At 67.3% G+C, this 17,785-nt stretch carries 16 protein-coding genes; 2 read left to right on the top strand and 14 right to left on the bottom strand.

Annotation, left to right across the window (positions count from 1 at the left end; all coding sequences use genetic code 11):
* Positions 1 to 112 precede the first annotated feature (112 nt).
* On the top strand, positions 113 to 1,876 hold the full coding sequence (locus NJH59_RS17405) for an NAD(P)/FAD-dependent oxidoreductase (RefSeq protein ID WP_253087082.1): 1,764 nt from the start codon (positions 113 to 115) through the stop codon (positions 1,874 to 1,876).
* 218 nt (positions 1,877 to 2,094) lie between these two features.
* A complete protein-coding gene (locus tag NJH59_RS17410) occupies positions 2,095 to 3,102 on the top strand; it encodes an Ldh family oxidoreductase (RefSeq protein WP_229589311.1) in 1,008 nt (335 codons plus the stop codon).
* 115 nt (positions 3,103 to 3,217) lie between these two features.
* Here the strand turns inward: NJH59_RS17410 and NJH59_RS17415 are convergent, their stop codons facing one another.
* From NJH59_RS17415 to NJH59_RS17480, 14 genes are all read right to left on the bottom strand, one after another.
* Positions 3,218 to 4,798 carry an aldehyde dehydrogenase (NADP(+)) gene (locus NJH59_RS17415; RefSeq protein WP_253087083.1) on the bottom strand — a complete coding sequence of 527 codons (1,581 nt, stop codon included), beginning with the start codon at positions 4,796 to 4,798 and terminating at the stop codon, positions 3,218 to 3,220.
* 27 nt (positions 4,799 to 4,825) lie between these two features.
* A complete protein-coding gene (gene abaF / locus NJH59_RS17420; protein ID WP_253087084.1) occupies positions 4,826 to 6,217 on the bottom strand; it encodes a fosfomycin efflux MFS transporter AbaF in 1,392 nt (463 codons plus the stop codon).
* 81 nt (positions 6,218 to 6,298) lie between these two features.
* Positions 6,299 to 7,216 (bottom strand): dihydrodipicolinate synthase family protein, encoded by a 918-nt coding sequence (locus NJH59_RS17425; RefSeq protein ID WP_043861054.1) that lies wholly within the window; start codon positions 7,214 to 7,216, stop codon positions 6,299 to 6,301.
* Between the two features lie 124 nt (positions 7,217 to 7,340).
* Positions 7,341 to 8,369 (bottom strand): proline racemase family protein, encoded by a 1,029-nt coding sequence (locus tag NJH59_RS17430; protein ID WP_054916117.1) that lies wholly within the window; start codon positions 8,367 to 8,369, stop codon positions 7,341 to 7,343.
* 103 nt (positions 8,370 to 8,472) lie between these two features.
* Positions 8,473 to 9,195, bottom strand: coding sequence for an amino acid ABC transporter ATP-binding protein (locus NJH59_RS17435; RefSeq protein ID WP_054916116.1), 723 nt, complete (start codon positions 9,193 to 9,195; stop codon positions 8,473 to 8,475).
* The gene (locus tag NJH59_RS17440; RefSeq protein ID WP_043861057.1) at positions 9,188 to 9,838 is read right to left on the bottom strand and encodes an amino acid ABC transporter permease; all 651 of its coding nucleotides are present in this window, start codon (positions 9,836 to 9,838) and stop codon (positions 9,188 to 9,190) included. Before NJH59_RS17440 ends, NJH59_RS17435 begins: the two co-directional genes overlap by 8 nt.
* Before the next feature lie 10 nt (positions 9,839 to 9,848).
* Positions 9,849 to 10,514, bottom strand: a complete 666-nt coding sequence (locus tag NJH59_RS17445) for an amino acid ABC transporter permease (RefSeq protein WP_043861058.1) — start codon at positions 10,512 to 10,514, stop codon at positions 9,849 to 9,851.
* Positions 10,507 to 12,288 carry an aconitase X gene (locus NJH59_RS17450; RefSeq protein WP_253087085.1) on the bottom strand — a complete coding sequence of 594 codons (1,782 nt, stop codon included), beginning with the start codon at positions 12,286 to 12,288 and terminating at the stop codon, positions 10,507 to 10,509. Before NJH59_RS17450 ends, NJH59_RS17445 begins: the two co-directional genes overlap by 8 nt.
* 10 nt (positions 12,289 to 12,298) lie before the next feature.
* On the bottom strand, positions 12,299 to 13,117 hold the full coding sequence (locus NJH59_RS17455; protein ID WP_043861060.1) for a transporter substrate-binding domain-containing protein: 819 nt from the start codon (positions 13,115 to 13,117) through the stop codon (positions 12,299 to 12,301).
* Positions 13,118 to 13,365: 248 nt separating this feature from the next.
* Positions 13,366 to 14,115 carry an AraC family transcriptional regulator gene (locus NJH59_RS17460; RefSeq protein ID WP_253087109.1) on the bottom strand — a complete coding sequence of 250 codons (750 nt, stop codon included), beginning with the start codon at positions 14,113 to 14,115 and terminating at the stop codon, positions 13,366 to 13,368.
* A 74-nt stretch (positions 14,116 to 14,189) separates the two neighbouring features.
* Positions 14,190 to 15,446 (bottom strand): FAD/NAD(P)-binding oxidoreductase, encoded by a 1,257-nt coding sequence (locus NJH59_RS17465; RefSeq protein ID WP_253087086.1) that lies wholly within the window; start codon positions 15,444 to 15,446, stop codon positions 14,190 to 14,192.
* Positions 15,443 to 15,679: a 2Fe-2S iron-sulfur cluster-binding protein gene (locus tag NJH59_RS17470; RefSeq protein ID WP_043861063.1), complete on the bottom strand. Its 237-nt coding sequence runs from the start codon at positions 15,677 to 15,679 to the stop codon at positions 15,443 to 15,445. The genes NJH59_RS17465 and NJH59_RS17470 overlap by 4 nt, the downstream gene beginning before the upstream one ends.
* On the bottom strand, positions 15,672 to 16,787 hold the full coding sequence (locus tag NJH59_RS17475) for an FAD-dependent oxidoreductase (protein ID WP_317618625.1): 1,116 nt from the start codon (positions 16,785 to 16,787) through the stop codon (positions 15,672 to 15,674). Before NJH59_RS17475 ends, NJH59_RS17470 begins: the two co-directional genes overlap by 8 nt.
* Positions 16,784 to 17,716: a 4-hydroxyproline epimerase gene (locus NJH59_RS17480; RefSeq protein WP_253087087.1), complete on the bottom strand. Its 933-nt coding sequence runs from the start codon at positions 17,714 to 17,716 to the stop codon at positions 16,784 to 16,786. The genes NJH59_RS17475 and NJH59_RS17480 overlap by 4 nt, the downstream gene beginning before the upstream one ends.
* Positions 17,717 to 17,785: the final 69 nt, after the last annotated feature.

Raw genomic sequence — 17,785 nt, forward strand, 5'->3', positions numbered from 1 at the left:
TCGGGTGCGTGTTGGTGCTCCGGGTCGATCTGGTCTTTTCTGAAAGTAGTCACATCGCTGGCAGTCTTTGTGACTTCAACGCAAGAGCCCGATTGCCCCTGGAGCCACTGCCATGTCCGCCATCCCTTCGCGCAGCCCCCGCAGGACGCCACTTGCCCGCAACAAGGACGTGACCGCGCTGGTCCCGGACTTCCCGTTCCACTACGCCGACTACCTCGCCGCCGCCCGTGCCGCCGGCCTGGTGGCGGCCTACGAACTGCTGAAGATGGGCCTGCACCCGGTGGTGCTGGAGGCCGGCGAGCGCATCGGCGGGCGGCTGTATTCCAGGGTCATGGGCGACCCCGGCGCCGAGGTTATCTGCGAGCTGGGCGCCATGCGCTTTCCGGTATCCGGCAAGGCGCTGTTCCACTACTTCGACAAGGTGGGCATGAGCGCGCAGTCGGCGGACTTTCCCAACCCCGGCACAGCGGCCGCAGTCAGCACCGTGGTCGACTACCAGGGCCGCGTGAAGTACTACGAGCACGACAGCCCGGTGTTCCCCGTGCCACCGGAGTACCTGCAGCTCGAAGAGCAGTTCTTCGACACCTTTCTGGCGGGCGCGCCGTTCCACTTCCATGAACTGGAAACCGCCATGACCGAAGGCAGCATCGACCAGAAAGCCATCAAGCGCCTGTGGAATGCCATCGTCCACTGCGGCGCCGGCCGCAGCTGGGACGACGTCAGCTTCTACCAGGCCCTGCTGCAGGAGTCGGGGTGGAGCCGCGAGCAGATCAACCTGTTCGGCCAGATCGGCTTCGGCACCGGTGGCTGGAACACCGACTACCCCAACAGCATCCTCGAAGTGCTGCGGGTGCTGTACACCGGGCTGGATGCCAGCCACCGGCTCATGTACCAGGGCGCCGATGCACTGCCCAGGGCGCTATGGACGCAATCGCCCACTGCGTTGGGCGACCCCTGCGCCAACGGCCAGGGCGACAGCAGCGTCGAGTCGATGACCCGCCAGGTATTCGCCGAGCCGTTCAACCAGGAAGTCCGGCATATCAGCCCGCTGGCGAACGGTGAGTTCTCGGTACTGGTCCACGACCTCAAGCGCGATACCAGCGCCTGGCTGACCATCGGCCACGTGGTCTACACCCCGCACCTGCGGGTGCTCGACAAACTGCGCGCCAGCGGCACCGTGCAGCAACTGAAGGCCATGGACGCGCTGCTGCCCAGCGCGACCTGGGAGGCCGTCAAATACACCCACTACATGCAGTCGGCAAAGATCTTCGCGGCCACCCGGCGGCCCTTCTGGCACGAACGGCCGGGGCCGATGCAGGAACGCACGCTGAGCGTGATGCTGTCCGATGGCCTCACCCGTGGCACCTACCTGGTCGATTACGCGCAGGCGCCAAGCGGCTACCGCGGCAGCGGCATCTACCTGTCGTACACCTGGAACGACGATGCGCTGAAGTTCCTGGGCGACCGCGCCAGGCCGGCGCCGCAGCATGCCCAGCTGTGCACCACGTTGCTGCAGGCCATCTACCCCAACGTGGACCTCGCCGCGCACTACAGTGCCAGCAACACCTTCGTCGAGTTCAACTGGGAGGACCAGCCGCACTACCTGGGCGCCTTCAAGATGAACCTGCCCGGGCATTACGCCTACCAGCGCAGGCTCTTCGCGCAGTTCATGACCGGGGTGGGCAGCGCTACGCCCTACGGCTTCGTGCTGGCCGGCGACGACGTGTCCTGGACCGGTGGCTGGGCCGAGGGCGCGGTCACCAGCGCACTCAATGCGGTGAACAAGATTGCCGTGTGCCTGGGCGGCGCGAGCGACCCGAGCAACCCCGGCCCGGTGGAATCCTGGGCCGACCTGCAACCGCTCGAACTGCGCTGAAGCTATCCACAAAAAAAGTGGGTAGCTCTGTGGATAAAGCGCTACACGCTGCGTACCACAAGGGCTGCGTCAGTTTGATTACAAACTGAACAGCTTCCCTGGGTGTGCGTGGGGGGCTGTTGGCCACTGTGCCAAGTTCGTCATGCCCGTGGTCCGAATCGATCAAGCCCGGACCCGGTCGATGGGGCACGATGGACGGTCTGTCCAAGGAGCTGACCATGATTCGACTGACCCTTACCCAAGCCCATGAACTGGCAGAGTCGATCCTGCTGCACAACGGTTTCAACGCGGCGCACGCCGCAGCGGTGACGGCCACGGTGGTCGCCGGGGAGCGCGATGGCTGCGCCTCCCATGGGCTGTACCGGGTAATCGGCTGTGTGAACTCGCTCAAGGCCGGCAAGGTGTCGGCGGCGGCCGAGCCGCAGGTGATCGACCAGGCGCCCTCAATCGTGCGTGTGGATGCTGCTGGCGGCTTCTCGCAGCTGGCGTTCCAGGCCGGCATGCCGATGCTGCAGGCCAAGGCCCGCAGCAACGGTATCGCGGCCCTGGCCATCAACCACTGCGTGCACTTTTCGGCGTTGTGGGTCGAGATCGAACAACTGACCGAGGCCGGCCTGGTGGCGCTGGCGTGCAACCCCAGCCATGCCTGGGTGGCGCCGGCCGGGGGCAGCCAGCCGGTGTTCGGCACCAACCCCATCGCGTTCGGCTGGCCGCGCGCGGGCGCCAACCCGTTCGTGTTCGACTTTGCCACCAGCGCGATTGCGCGCGGCGATATCGAGCTGCATCGGCGCGCCGGCAAGGCCATCCCCGAAGGCTGGGGCGTGGATGCCCAGGGGCAGCCGAGCACCGACCCGAACGTGGTGCTCGACAGTGGCGCGATGCTCACCTTTGGTGGGCACAAGGGTTCGGCGCTGGCGGCGATGGTCGAGCTGATTGCCGGGCCGTTGATCGGCGACCTGACCAGTGCCGAGTCGCTGGCCTATGACGCGGGCAGCAAGTCCTCGCCGTACCATGGCGAGCTGATCCTCGCGCTGGACCCGCAGCGGTTTCTGGGGGCGGGCGCCGAGGCGCACCTGGCGCGGGCGGAGGCGGTGTTTGCGGGCATCGAGGGGCAGGGTGCGCGGCTGCCGTCACAGCGCCGCTTCGAGGCGCGCAAGCGCAGCCTGGAGGAGGGCGTACAGATCCCCGAGGCGCTATACAACGACCTCAAGGCATTGCTGAACTGAAACCCCATCGCGGGCCAAGCCCGCTCCCACAGGGTCTCCACTGACCATGAACACAGTGGTGTACCTGTGGGAGCGGGCTTGACCCGCGATGGGCTGCAAAGCAGCCCCAAATCAGTCAGAGCGGTTCGCGACTACTACAACCCTCCACCAACCGCACAATCCCCAGCGGGTTGCCATCCTGCAACGCTGCCGGCAGCAGATCATCCGGGCAGTTCTGGTAACACACCGGCCGCAGGAACCGATCGATCGCCAGGCTCCCCACCGACGTCCCCCGCGCATCCGAGGTGGCCGGGTAGGGCCCGCCATGTACCATCGCATCGCACACTTCAACACCGGTCGGGTAGCCGTTGAACAGCACCCGCCCAACCTTCTGCTCCAGCAGCGGCAGCACCTGGGCAAACTGCGCCAGGTCGTCGGCTTCTGCAATCAGGGTGGCGGTCAACTGCCCATGCAGGCTCGCCAGCGCGCTGTGCAACTGATCCGCATCGGCCACTTCGACCACCACCGTGGTCGGCCCGAACACCTCCTCCTGCAACAGCGCATCACCGTCGAGCAGCAAGCTCACATCTGCCTTGAACAGCTGCGGCTGCGCCTGGTTGCCCTGTTGTTCACGGCCCGCCAGGTGGCTCACCCCAGGGTGCGCCTGCAACGCCTGTACGCCCTTGGCATAACTGCGCAGGGTGCCGGCATTGAGCATGGTCTGCGCCGGCTGCCCGCCTAGCGTCGCCGCCAAGTGCGCAACAAACGCCGAAAACTGCGGCGAGCGCAGCCCGATCACCAGCCCGGGGTTGGTACAGAACTGCCCGCAGCCCATCACCACCGACGCCGCCAGCTCCGTGGCGATTTTCTCGCTGCGCACCTGCAGCGCCTGCGGCAGCACCAGCACCGGGTTGATACTGCTCATTTCGGCAAACACCGGGATCGGCTGCGCCCGCGCCGCCGCCATGTCGCACAGCGCGCGCCCGCCCTTGAGCGAGCCGGTAAAGCCCACGGCCTGGATCGCCGGGTGCTTGACCAGCGCCTCGCCCACCCCGGCGCCATAGATCATGTTGAACACGCCCTCGGGCATGCCGGTGCGCTCGGCGGCGCGAATGATCGCGTTGGCCACGTGCTCGGCCGTGGCCATGTGCCCGCTGTGGGCCTTGAACACCACCGGGCAGCCGGCCGCCAGCGCCGCTGCGGTATCGCCCCCGGCGGTGGAGAACGCCAGCGGAAAGTTGCTGGCGCCGAACACCGCCACCGGCCCCACGCCGATACGGTACTGGCGCAGGTCCACCCGTGGCAGCGGCTGGCGCTCGGGCAATGCGCGGTCGATGCGTGCACCGTAGAAGTCGCCCCGGCGCAGCACCTGGGCAAACAGGCGCATCTGCCCGCTGGTGCGGCCGCGCTCGCCCTTGATCCGTGCCGTGGGCAAGGCCGTTTCGCGGGTTACCAGCGCGACGAAGTCATCGTCCAGCGCGTCCAGCTGCTCGGCTATGGCCTCCAGAAACTCCGCCCGGCGCCCGGCCGGCAGGTTGCGAAACGTCGGGTAGGCCGCCGCTGCGGCGCGGGCGGCAGCGTCCACTTCCTCGGCGGTGGCCTGGGTGAACCGGTACGGCAGGGCGTCGCCGGTGGTGGCGTCATGGCTGTGCAGGGTGATGCTGCCGGCGGCGCTGCGCGCACCGCCGATGTAGTTGTGGCCGATGATCTCGGTCATGCAGACCTCCTGTTGAAAGGGTTGGGCTCAGGCCAGCGAGTTGCCGCGAGCGCTGGCGGTGTCGGTGCTGGCGGCAACCCGCTCGGCCGACTCGGCGTCGACCAGGTGCAGCGACTTGCCACGGGTTTCACGGGTCAGGCCGACGGCGACGATGGAGATCGCCGCGGCGCCCACCAGGTACCAGGCAATCGGCGTCGAGCTGTTGTACTTGTTGAGCAGGGTGATGGCGATCAGCGGTGCCAGGGAGCCGGCGAAAATCGGCGCCACCTGATAGCACAGCGACAAGGCGGTGTAGCGCACATGGGTGGGGAACATCTCGGCCATCAGCGCCGAGTAGGGCGCATAGGTCATCGACTCGATGGCCAGGCCCAGGCTGATCGCCGCCATGATCAGCCAGTTGTTGCCGGTGTCCATCATCGGGAAGCCGACGAAGCCCCAGAACGCGGTCAGCACCGCACCGGTCAGGTACACCGGCTTGCGCCCCACCAGGTCGGACAGGTAGCCCATCAGCGGGATCAGGAAGAAGTGCAGCAGGTGCGCGCCGAACATCAGCAGCAGAATCTGCGAGGTGTCCTTGTGCACCACCAGCTTGAGGTAGGTGATCGAGAAGGTCACCACGGTGTAGTACAGGATGTTCTCGGCAAACCGCGCACCGATGCCCACCAGCACCGAACGCCAGTGGTGGCGCAGCACTTCCACCACACCCAGCTGCTGCACCTTGTGCTGCGCCTGGCGGGCCTGGGCCTGCTTGAAGATCGGAGCATCATCCACGCTGGTGCGGATCCAGTAGCCGATCAGCACCACCAGTGCCGACAGCCAGAACGCCACGCGCCAGCCCCAGGCCAGGAACTGCTCCTCGCTCAGGGTGCTCGACAGCGCCAGCAGCGCCACCGTGGCCAGCAGGTTGCCGGCCGGTACGCCGGCCTGCGGCCAGCTGGCCCAGAAGCCGCGACGGTTGTCCGGGCAGTGCTCGGACACCAGCAGGATCGCGCCGCCCCATTCGCCGCCAAAGGCGAACCCCTGGATCAGGCGCAGCAGCACCAGCAGGATGGGCGCGGCGTAGCCGATGCTGTCGAAACCGGGCAGGCAGCCCATCAGAAAGGTGGTGATGCCGACCACCACCAGGCTCAGTTGCAGCAGGCGCTTGCGCCCGAACTTGTCGCCATAGTGGCCGAACACCAGGCCGCCCAGCGGGCGGGCCAGAAAACCTACGGCGTAGAGGGCGAAGGCGGCGATGATGCCGTCGATGGGGCTGTCGGTCTGGCGAAAGAACAACTGGCCGAACACCAGTGCCGAGGCCGTACCGTAGAGAAAGAATTCATACCATTCGGCGACGGTACCGGCCATGGCGGCCGCTACCACACGCTTGAGGCCCGCCGGGGCGGTGGATGCGCGGGGAGAGGGGTGTGCAGTGCTCATGCTGGCGTTTCCTGTGCAGGCGCAAGACAGAAAAACAGGCGCGCCGGGTGGGCCCCGCAGAGAGGCCCGCCCGGCACTCACTCAGAGGCCGACATCCGGCAGTTCAGGGCGATTGGCCAGGGCCTTGGCCATGATCTGCTCGACGAACTCGCGGTCGTCCTTTGGCAGGGCCAGGCGCGGTGGACGGGTCAGCGCGCTGCCGCGACCGGCAATGGCTTCACACAGCTTGATGCACTGCACCAGGTCGGCGCGGGCATCCAGGTGCAGGATCGGCATCAGCCACTCGTAGATCGGCATGGCCTCGGCAAAGCGTCCGGCCTTGGCCAGGCGGAAGATCGTCTCGCCCTCCTTGGGGAACACGTTGGACATGCCCGACACCCAGCCCTCGGCGCCCACCGCGATGCTTTCGAGCACCACGTCGTCGAGGCCGGCGAACAGCACGAAGCGGTCACCCACCTCGTTGCGCACGTCGATGAAACGGCGGGTGTCGCCGGAGGAATCCTTGAAGCACACCACGTTGTCGCAGTCGGCCAGGGAAATCAGGATGTCCGGGGTCACGTCGTTTTTGTAGATCGGCGGGTTGTTGTAGACCATCAGCGGCACGTCGGCATGCTTGGCCACGTAACGGTAGTGCTCGGCGGTCTCGAACGGCTTGGAGCCGTACACCAGTGCCGGCATCAGCATCACCCCGTCCACGCCCACCTTGCGCACCGCGTTGGCCACCTTGGCGGCCTGCACGCTGGTGAACTCGGCCACGCCGCAGATCACCGGCACACGCCCACGCGAGGCATCCACCGCCACTTCGGTCACGGCAATCTTTTCTTCGGCCGTCAGCGAGGTGTTCTCGCCCACCGAGCCGCACACCACCAGGCCCGACACGCCGTCGCGGATCACGTTGGAAATCACCTGGTGGGTTTTTTCCAGGTTGATGGAGAAGTCGTCGTTGAATTGGGTGGTGACCGCAGGGAACACGCCACTCCAGTTGATGCGCTTGCTCATTGGTTGTCTCCGGTGGTTGTTAGTATTTCGTATACGATATTTTATGTGTGTGAAGCAGACCAGCGTTATTTCGGGGTTTTTGCTGGTCTTTCTGCTTAGGGTTTGTGAATCAAGGGCTTAGCGATCAGGCACCGGGCCAGGTGTCCGACAGTCGGTAGCCTTGTGGCCATGGGTCGGCGGGGTCGAGCAGCAACTGGTGGGTACCGGTGATCCAGGCGCGCCCCGAAATGCACGGGTAGATGGCGGCGCGGCCGGCCACTTCGGTCAGCGAATCGATGCGACAGTGGAACTCCGAGCCCAGGATCGAACGGCCGATGAAGCGTTCGCCCACCTGCATCAGGCCCTTGGCCTGCAACACTGCCATGCGCGCCGAACAGCCGGTGCCGGTGGGGGAGCGGTCGATCTTGCCGGGCTGGATCACCACCGCGTTGGCACCGGTGGCCACGCCATTCTCCATCACGATGGGCGCGGCGATCTGGCAGAACGAGATATGCGACCAGCCGGGGTTGAGCGGGTGCACAAAACCCAGTTGTTCGTTGGCGGCGCGGGTGATCTTCAGACCCACCTCCACCAGGTCGGCGGCCTCGTCGGGGCGAATGGCAAAGCCCAGGCGCTGGGCATCGACAATCGCGAAACTGTCGCCGCCATAGGCGGTGTCGACCTGCAGCGAGCCCACGCCCTCGACCTCGATCCAGGCGTCCAGGCGGTCGGCGAAGGAGGGCACGTTCCTGACCTCCACGCGCTGAACCTTGCCGTCCCGGCATTCGGCCACGGCCTCGATCAGGCCGCCGGGGGCTTCGAGCACCAGGCGGGTCTGCGGCTCGGTCATCGGCAGGATGCCGCTGTCGAGCAGCACCGTGGCCACGCACAGCGAGTTGGAGCCGGACATCGGCGGGGTGTCGGCCGGCTCCATGATGATCCAGCCCATCTGCGCGGCCGGGTTCTTGGGCGGCACCAGCAGGTTGACGTGGCGGAACACGCCGCCACGCGGTTCGTTGAGCACGAAATTGCGCAGGGTGTCGTCCTGCGCGATCCAGCGCGACTGTTCCCACAGGGTGTCGCCCGGTGGCGGCGCGACGCCACCGACAATCACATCGCCGACCTCGCCTTCGGCGTGGCAGCTGACTACATGAATCACCTTTGATGAACGCATTGCCTGGCTCCTGATTGATGGTGTGGCCTTCGCTGGCAAGCCAGCTCCTACAGGCTGCGCAGAACCCTGTAGGAGCCGGCCTTGCCGGCGAAGGGGTCTGAAGCTATTTCACCGACTTGAGAAACGCCGCCGTCTCCGGCTGCTGCGGGTTGCCGATCACCTGGTCCGGCGAGCCGATCTCGTGCACCAGCCCGTTGCGAAAGAACGCCACCCGGTCCGACACATCCCGCGCAAAGCGGATCTCGTGGGTCACCAGCACCATGGTCATGCCGTCTTCGGCAAGCATGCGCATGGTGTCCAGCACTTCGCCCACCAGTTGCGGGTCGAGCGCCGAGGTGGCCTCGTCGAACAGCATGTAGTCCGGCGACATCGCCAGCGCCCGGGCAATCGCCATGCGCTGCTGCTGGCCACCGGACAACTTGCCGGGGAAGGTCTTGAACTTGTCGCCCAGCCCCACGTGGGTCAGCTGCTGGATCGCCAGCGCCTCGGCTTCCTCGCGGCTCTTGCCCAGTACCTTGCGCGGCGCCAGCATCACGTTCTCCAGCACCGTCAGGTGCGGGAAGGCATTCCACTGCTGGAACACGATGCCGATCTTCTGGCGCAGGCGGTTGAGGTCGGTGGCGCGGTTGTGCACCTCGATGCCGTCCACGCGAATGCTGCCCTTCTGGATCGGCTCCAGGCCGTTGATGCACATCAGCAGGGTCGACTTGCCCGAGCCCGAACCGCCGATGATCGACACCACCTCGCCCTTGTTCACCGTCAGGCTCACGCCCTTGACCACTTCCAGGTCGCCGAAGGATTTGTGTACGTTGTCGATCTCAATCATTTTCTTGCCACCTTCTTTCCAGTCGGGCGCCCAGGCGTGCGACCACCAGGCTCATGACGTAATAGATGAGGCCCGCGATGCACAGCACCAGCAGGGGTTCCTGAATCCGTGTGACGATGGTCTGGGAGGCGCGCAGCAATTCGACGATGCCGATCCACATCACCAGCGCGGTGTCCTTCATCACGCTCAGCACCAGGTTCAGCCAGCCCGGAAAGGCCACCCGCGAGGCCATCGGCAGCACGATCCAGCGCAGGTCCTGCAGGTAGCTCAGGCCCAGCGACCGGCTGGCCCGGCGCACGCTGGGCGGCACCGCCAGCACACCGCTGCGCACGATCTCGGTGAAGTACGCCGCGGCGTACACCCCCAGCACGATGCAGCCCACGCTGAAGGCGCTGATGTTCAGGCCCACGATGCTCTTGAACGAGTTGAACAGCACGAACTGGATCAGCAGCGGCACGCTGCGAAACACATCCAGCACCCAGGCCAGCGGCAGGCTGGCGCGTGGCAGCAGCGCACGCAGCAGGCCGAACACCAGCCCGGCCACCGAGCCCAGCATGATCGACCAGAAGGTCAGCTGCAGGGTGACCCAGGCCCCGTCGAGCAGGAACAGCATGTCGTTCCAGGTAAAGCTTGTAGAAAACATGGACAGCTCCTCAGTAACGGAACAGCCGCCAGGCCATCAGCCGGGCCACCGCGACGATCAGCTTGGCGATCAGGTAATACAGCACCGCTGCAATGGCGAAGTACTCGAAGGTGCGGAAGGTCTTGACGTTGTAGTCCTGGGTCACGCCGGTGAGGTCGTTGTTGAGCCCCACGATCACCCCCAGCGAGGTCATCAGCACCGCCCACACCATCTGGTTGCTCAAGGGGTAGAACACCACCCGCAGCAGCTGCGGCACGATGATCATGCGGTAGGCCTGGAACGCGCTCATGCCCAGCGAGCGTGCCGCGCGCATCTGCGTGGTCGGCACTGCCTTGAGCCCGCCGCGAAAGTTCTCCGCCAGGTACCCGGCGTTGTTGAAGGTGATGCCGGCCAGCAGCGCGAACCACGAACTCACGTGCAGCCCCAGCGAGCCAAGCCCGAAGTACAGGATGTAGATCTGGAACAGCGAAGGGGTGTTGCGCGCAATCGATACCCAGGCATTGCCGATGCCGCGCAACACCGGCTGCTGCGCTTCACGCATCACGGTCAAGGCCAGGGCGATCAGCACGCCGAAGATCATCGACAGCGCGGCGGTCTCGAAGGTGACCCAGGCACCGGCCAGCATGTCGGGCAGGGCGCGCAGGGCCGAGCGCCATTGGAAGGTGTAGTCAAACATGCGCGGGGCTCTCCTGTGGGGCGGCCGGTTGCAGCCAGGCCGGCAGGCGACCGCTGGCGCTGCCGGTGCAGGCGGCCTCGACGCACTCGCCAAGGCTGGCGAAATGCACCGCCCGGCCCGCCAGCCCGGGGGCGTAGTGGGCGTATTTGCCCGAGTTGGTCATCAGTGTGCGGGCGGCGGGCGGGATCACCGGCTCGCCGAGCATGCACCAGCAGGTGTCGGTCACCAGCACCGCGCCGAAGGCTTCGATCGGGGCAAGGTGGCCGGCGTCACGGGCCTGCTCCAGCACCGCACGGCCGCAGGTGATCACCAGGCTGACCGCCGGGTTGCGTGTGCGCCCGCGGCACAGCTGTGCCAGGTGCGCGAACTCGCCCAGGGAGAAGTGCGGGTTGCCCAGCGACACCAGGTCCACCTGGCTGTCACGGGCACTGTTCAGCTCGCGCCAGCTCACCAGCAGGTCGGCCAGGGCAATGCGTTTTACCGGCAGCACCTCGCCCGCGCTGACTGCCTGGGCCGGGTCCAGCGCTTCGGGGGTGACCCCGGCGATATGGAACAGCGGCGCCGCCGAGGTGGTGGCGAACGCGGCGCCGAAGGCCTTGAGGTCGTCGTGGGTCGGGGCAAAACGCTCCAGGCCTTTCACCAGCGGGATCTGGCTGCCGACCATGGCGCCGATGTGATAGCCCAGCAGCGGGTAGAACGCATCGTCCAGTTGGGTCAGCGCCGGCAGGTCGATCTGCACCCGCGCCTTGCGCTGGGCCTCCAGGTGGCAGCCGATCAGCGGCGCGCGGCCGGTCAGGGCGATGCAGATATCCAGGTAGTCGGGGTACTTCAGGGTGCGCGCGCCGAGCACGCTGTTGGCGTACACCACGGCGTTGGACTCGGCCCACACGATCTGCTCGCCGAGCTTCGGCGCGCCGTCGAGCAGGTAGGGGGCGCAGGTAAAGCTCATCTGCGCGCCCATCGCCATGTAGGCATCGCCCAGCGCACTGGCAGGTTCGCCCAGCGCCGCGTCGATACCCAGTTCGCGCCAGCGGCGCTGGTCCACGGAAATCGAGTTGAGGGTGGTCGGCACCCGCACCCTGGCGCCCCACTGCACCAGCTGCTGCGCAAAGCGCAGGCTGGCGGGGCCGGTGTAGATGCAGCCGTCGATATGCGCCTGGCTGATGTCCACCAGGCTGTGTGCGCCCTGCAGCTCGGCCATGCGCAGCACGATCTGCATCGCCACCTGCGCGGCCTTGCCCAGGTCGCCCGCGAGCAAGGCCTGGTCGTGGTCGGTAAGGGTGAGGGTGGTCGGGCGCGTCGCCGCCGGCGAGCTGGCCGGGGCTGCCGGCAGCGCCTCGGCGGGGGCCTGGTCGAACAGCACCAGGCGCTCGCCCTGCACCTGCGCGAAGGCCTTGCCGCGCAGGGCGGCAAAGGCCTGCTGGCCGATGCACAGCACCGGCAGCGAGCGCCCGAACAGCAACTGCGCCACCAGCACGCCCAGGGTCAGGATCTCATCCGGCTCGGCCAGCACCAGTGCCGCCGGTGCATGGCCGTTGCTGATCAGCTCCATCATCACACTGCTGCCGGTGCACGAGCCGCGCCCGCTGGGAATGGCCAGCACGCGGCCGGCCAGGTGTGCGCCGCTGAGCGGGTGATGGCGGTCGATGACCTCGCCGCTGAAGGCGTCGACACCGCCCCAGAAACTCAGGCCGATGTCGGCGAACAGCAACTCGCCACTGGCCGCGCCATCGACCAGGCTACGCCCGTTCAGGGCAGTGGAAGGGCTGGGCATGCCGGGCACCTCAGTAGTAGACCTTCGGCACGGTCAGGTCGGTCGGCGGGATATCGGTGCCTACCCATTTGACGAACAGCTCGTTGTAGCGGCCGCTACGTACCTGCTGGTTGACGAACAGGTTGAGGTAGTTGAGCAGGCCGTACTCGTTGCGCTTGGCTCCCAGCGACACGTAGTCGATCACGTAGGGTGCGTTGCCGGCGATCTTCAGGTTCTTGTACTTGCCCGACTTGAGCGTGGCGGCGGCCACGGTGTTGGTCACCACGGTGGCATCGATGTGCCCCTGGGCCACGGCCAGGATGGTGTCGTTCTGCGACTGGTAGGCGCGGAAACTGCCGCTGCCCCACTGCTTCACGTCCTTCTCCAGCGCGATGGCTTCATAGGTGCCGCTGGTGTTGCCCAGGGCCTTGCCCTTGATGTCGTCGAAGCTGTTGATGCCGGTGTTGTCGCGGGTCAGCACGACCATCTGGAAGGCAAAGTAGGGCACCGTGAGGCCGACCGTCTTGGCCCGCTCCAGGGTGTCGGAGGTGGACGCCACGATCACGTCGGCCCGCCCCGAGACCAGCGCCGGGATACGGTCCGGGAACGGCGTCTCGACGATCTCGGCATCAACCCCGAGGACCTTCGCCAGGTCGTTGCAGTAGTCGACGTCGAAGCCGGCCGGCTTGTTGGCGTCGTCGCGAAAGCCCATGGGCGGGAAGTCCAGGGTCACGGCGCAGCGCAGCTTGCCGGAGCCGATGATGTCATCGAGCTTGTCGGCCTGGGCGGTGGCGATGAAGGAGGTACTGAGCACAGCGCTGAGAGCTACAACAAAAGCGGGGTTTTTCATGGAAGCCTCGTTTGTCGGAAGGTGCTGGTAGCGGGCGTATTGTGAATTTCGTATACGATATTTTTATAGCAATGCGCGTGCCTGTTTTTGCCCGCGCGATGCAATTGCTTTGCGGCCCTTGAGCCAGAGGACTTGCGTTGAATCCGGCAGGGCAGGCGGGCGGTGCGCAGGAAACGCTGCCCGGTGCCGGCGGTGTTACATATGGGAGCAGTGGGTGCGGCGGCGCACCCTTAAGGAACACACCGCGTCTAGCGGCGGGTATCGCGGTACTGGCTTGGCGACAGGCTGGTGAGGGCGCGGAACTGGCGGCTGAACGCGCTGTGGTCGGTGTAGCCGCAGCGCAGGGCGATCTCGGTGATCGGCAGGTCGCTGTGGTGCAGCAGTCGCGAGGCTTCTTCAAGGCGCACCTTGTGGATCATCTGGCGCGGGGTGAGCTGGAACACACGCTTGCAGTTGCGCTCCAGCTGCGCGGCAGACAACCCGGCAATCGCGGTCAGCTCGGCCAGGCTCACGGGCCGTGCGAAGTGCTCGCGAATGTGCGCATCCACCGCCGCCAGGCGATCGAAGCCGGGGTGGCTGGCCTGGGGCGCCTGCAGGTCGCGGGAGATGCCGGCCAGGCCGACGATCTGGCCCTGGGTGTCGAACAGTGCCAGCTTGTGGGTCAGGCACCACACCGGCTGGTTGCCGAAGTACAGGTGCAGTTCGAGCTGGTCGGCCAGCTCGCGGCCGCTGTCGAGCACGCGGCGGTCCTGCGCGGTGTACAGCGGGCCGAAGCGCTCGGGGAACACGCTGTCGGCGGTCAGCCCCAGCAGCTCGTGGCTGTGCCTGAAGCCGCAGCGCCGCGCCAGGGTGTGGTTGACGAAGGCGTAGCGGGCCTGGATGTCCTTGATGAAGAACACCACGTCGCTCAGCGTATCGAGCAGCGGCGCGATCGGCTGCAGGCTGCTCAGCAGGCTGGGCAGGTCGCAGGGCTGGAAGCTGTTGAGCGATACGTACATGGCGCTGACGGTCTGGTGGGCACCTTCGGGATCATAGAGATCCGGCGCCCGCCTCGAAAGCCCCGGGCTGCGTTTCATGCGGGCGGGGTGTCGTCCAGGCACAGCAGGGTCTCGATGCGCGCCGGGCTGAACGGCGGGCGCGGCGCCGAGGGCTGCCAGCCGAACAGGTGCTGCGCTGCGGCGCCGCACACCCGGCCCTGGCAGGCGCCCATGCCGCAGCGACTGCTCAGCTTGGCCTCGCGCCAGTCACGCTGGCCGGCGAGCTTGCTGTAGGGCACGTCCTCGCAGCGGCATACCAGGGTGTCGGGGCGCGCCAGTTGCTTGAGCTGCGGGGCAAGGGCGAAGGCGTGGTTGAGCGCCTTGGCGAAGCCCTGCCAGCGCGCTCGCTGCGGCCAGTGGCGGGCGGCGCCCTGGCGGTCGCCCACGGCCGCCAGCCCGGCAATGGTGCCTTCCACCAGCGCCAGTTCGCTGCCCCCAAAACCAGTGCATTCCCCGGCCGCGAACAGGCCCGGCTCACTGGTGGCCTGCCACGCATCCACGGCCAGCGCCTGGCCATGGAGTGTGCAGCCCAGGGCCTGGCCGAGCTGGCTGTTGGGAATCAGGCCGAAGCCGCAGGCCAGGCGCTCGCAGGCCAGCTCGACCAGCTTGCCGTGCTGGCGCAGGCGCACGCCTTCGAGGCGCTCGGTGCCGAGTGCCTCCACCACATGGCTGTCGGTGCGGTAGTGGCGGTCGAACAGGCCGAACGCTTGCAGCAGCTTGTTTGGCCAGCGCGGCAGTTGTGCGGCAAAACCCGCCACCGCGCCGCGGGTTGCCTGTTCGGCAACGCCTACCACCTGCGCGCCGTTGTGCCGCGCCGTGGCAGCGCTGGCCAGCAGCAGCGGGCCGCTGCCGGCGATCACCACGCGCTGGTCGCGCACCGGCAGGCCGCCCTTGATCAGTGCCTGCAGGCCACCGGCACCGGTCACGCCGGGCAGGGTCCAGCCGGGGAAGGGCAGCAGCAGTTCGCGTGCGCCGGTGCACAGGATCAGCGTGTCGTAGTCGATCACCCAGCCGCGCTCGGCGTCTTCCACCAGCAACTGGCGCGGGCCGGTGGCGGCGATCACGCGGGTCTGCAGGTGGTGCTGCACATTGTTCAAGGCGCCCACGTGCTCGCGCAGGCGCTGTGCCTGCGTCGGCACGCTGGCCTGCGGGCCGTCGCGCCAGATCTGCCCGCCGGGCCAGGGGTTGTCGTCCAGCAGCACGATGCGTGCACCGCTGGGGGCAGCGGCCAGTGCGGCATTGAGGCCGGCCGGGCCGGCGCCGATGATCAGCACGTCGGCATGGGCGCTCATGCGCGGGTCTCCACCTGCATGCCGTCGCGGCACAGGGTCTGGCAGGCCAGGCGGCGCCGGCCGTCGATGCTCACCCGGCATTCCTGGCAGATGCCCATGCCGCACAGCGGTGCGCGGCGCTGGCCGCTCACCGAGGTACGCGTGCAGCCGTCGCCAGCCAGGGCCAGTGCAGCGGCCACGCTGGTGCCTTCGGCCACGCGCAGGGCACGTCCGTCCAGGGTCAGTTCAGGCATGGGTCGGTTCTCCGAGAAAACGCTGTGGCAGGTAGGCCTGTGCGGCCAGGGGCGGGTGTTCGTCGAACAGTTGCGCCACCAGCAGGTCGGCGGTGGCCGGGGCCGTGGTCACGCCCAGCCCTTCATGCCCCACCGCCAGCCACAGGCCGGGGCGTTGCGGGTGCTGGCCCACCAGCGGCAGGCCGTCGGGGCTGGCGGCGCGAAAGCCGGTCCAGGCGCGAATCGCATTGAGCTGGGCCAGCGCCGGCACGTATTCGGTGGCGCGCTTGAGCATCCTGGCAAGCATCCAGCCTTCCACCTGCGGGTCGGTGGTGCCGAACTGGCGTGAGGCACCGATGAACAGCTGGCCGGTAGGTCGCGGCTGGATATTGCACGCGGCCGACGGGCCGCTGGCGTTGTGCGCACTGGTCACGTAGCCCAGTTCCACCAGGGTGTGGGTGACCTGGCCGGGGTAACGGTCGGTGATCAGCAGGTGGCCCTTCTTGGGTTGTATCGGCAGTTCGGGGCACAGTTCGGTGGCCTGGATACCGTTGGCCAGCACCACGGCCGTGGCGGCCAGCCACTGGCCGTCGTCCAGGCGCACGCGGGCGCCATCCACCTCGGCGACCCGTGCCTGGCGCTGGCGAATGCGCGGCTGGTCGAGCATCCAGCGTGCGGTGGCCGGGGCATACAGAATGCCGTCGTCCTCGATCAGCAGGCCGCCCTCCAGCCCTTCGCGCAGCAGCGGTTCGCGTTCGCGCAATCGAGGTGCGCCGACCAGCTGGCAGATCACCCCATGGGCGCGCAGGTTGGCATGCTTGTGCTCGGCCACGGCCATTTCTTCAGCGTTGGCGGCCAGCCACAGGGTGCCGTTGCTGCGGTAGGCGCAGCCTTCGGGCAGGTTGCGCGCAATGTCGCGCCAGCGTTGCAGCGAGTATTGGCTCAGGGCCAGTTCGGCGGGGTTGTCGTCCAGCACCAGCAGGTGGCCCATGCCGGCGGCGGTGGCGCCGGGCAGCCCGGCATCCAGCACCAGCACGTCGAGGCCGCGCCGGGCCAGGGCCTTGGCGCAGGCCGCGCCGATGATGCCGGCGCCCACCACGATCACATCGGCGGCCAGGCCCTGGGTCACAGGCGGATGCCCCAGGCGAACGGGTCGTCCTGCTCGATGATCAGCGTGGCTTCGGCGCTGATATGCGCGCGGCCGCGAATGGTCGGCACGATGCGATCGCCTGCGGTTTCGAACGAGCCTTCGAACTGGCTGCCGATCACGCTGGCCTGGCGCCAGATCTGGCCCGGTTGCAGCTTGCCGTCGGCGGCCAGGCACGCCAGCTTGGCGCTGGTGCCGGTGCCGCAGGGCGAGCGATCATAGGCCTTGCCGGGGCACAGCACGAAGTTGCGGCTGTCGGCGTCGGGGTCGTCGGCGAACAGCTCGACGTGATCGATCAGGCCGCCGTCCTCGCCGCGCAGGCCCTGATCTTCCAGGGCCTGCTGCACGGCCACGGTGTAGGCGGTGAGCGCGTCGAGGTTGTCGCCGCTGATACGCAGGCCGTGCTCGGCCACCAGGAAGAACCAGTTGCCGCCCCAGGCGATATCGCCGGTCACTTCGCCGATGTCGGGCACCTGCACGCTGACGGCGTGGCGATAGCGGTAGGCGGGTACATTGCGCACGCTGACCGAGTGGTCGTCGTGCAGGGTGGCTTGCACGTTGCCCACGGGGGTTTCGAGGGTGTGGGTGCCGGGGCCGATCCTGCCCAGGTGGGCCAGCGAGATCACCAGGCCGATGGTGCCGTGGCCGCACATGCCCAGGTAGCCGGTGTTGTTGAAGAAGATCACCCCGGCGCAGGCGCTGGGGTCGACCGGTTCGCAGAGCAGTGCGCCCACCAGCACATCATTGCCGCGGGGTTCGAGCATGCAGGCGGCGCGCCACTGATCGTGGTGTTCGGCCAGCTGTTGCCTGCGTTCGGCCATGCTGCCGTGGCCCAGGTCGGGGAAGCCTGCGGTGACCAGGCGCGTGGGTTCGCCGCCGGTGTGGGAGTCGATCACGGTGATGCGTTTCATGGGGCGCGTCCGTTGGGGGTATGGACGCAAGGGTGGCGGTTGGTGGGGGGTGGCGTCTTGATGGAATTG

The organism is Pseudomonas sp. VE 267-6A, from assembly GCF_024126555.1.
Lineage (GTDB): Bacteria > Pseudomonadota > Gammaproteobacteria > Pseudomonadales > Pseudomonadaceae > Aquipseudomonas > Aquipseudomonas palmensis.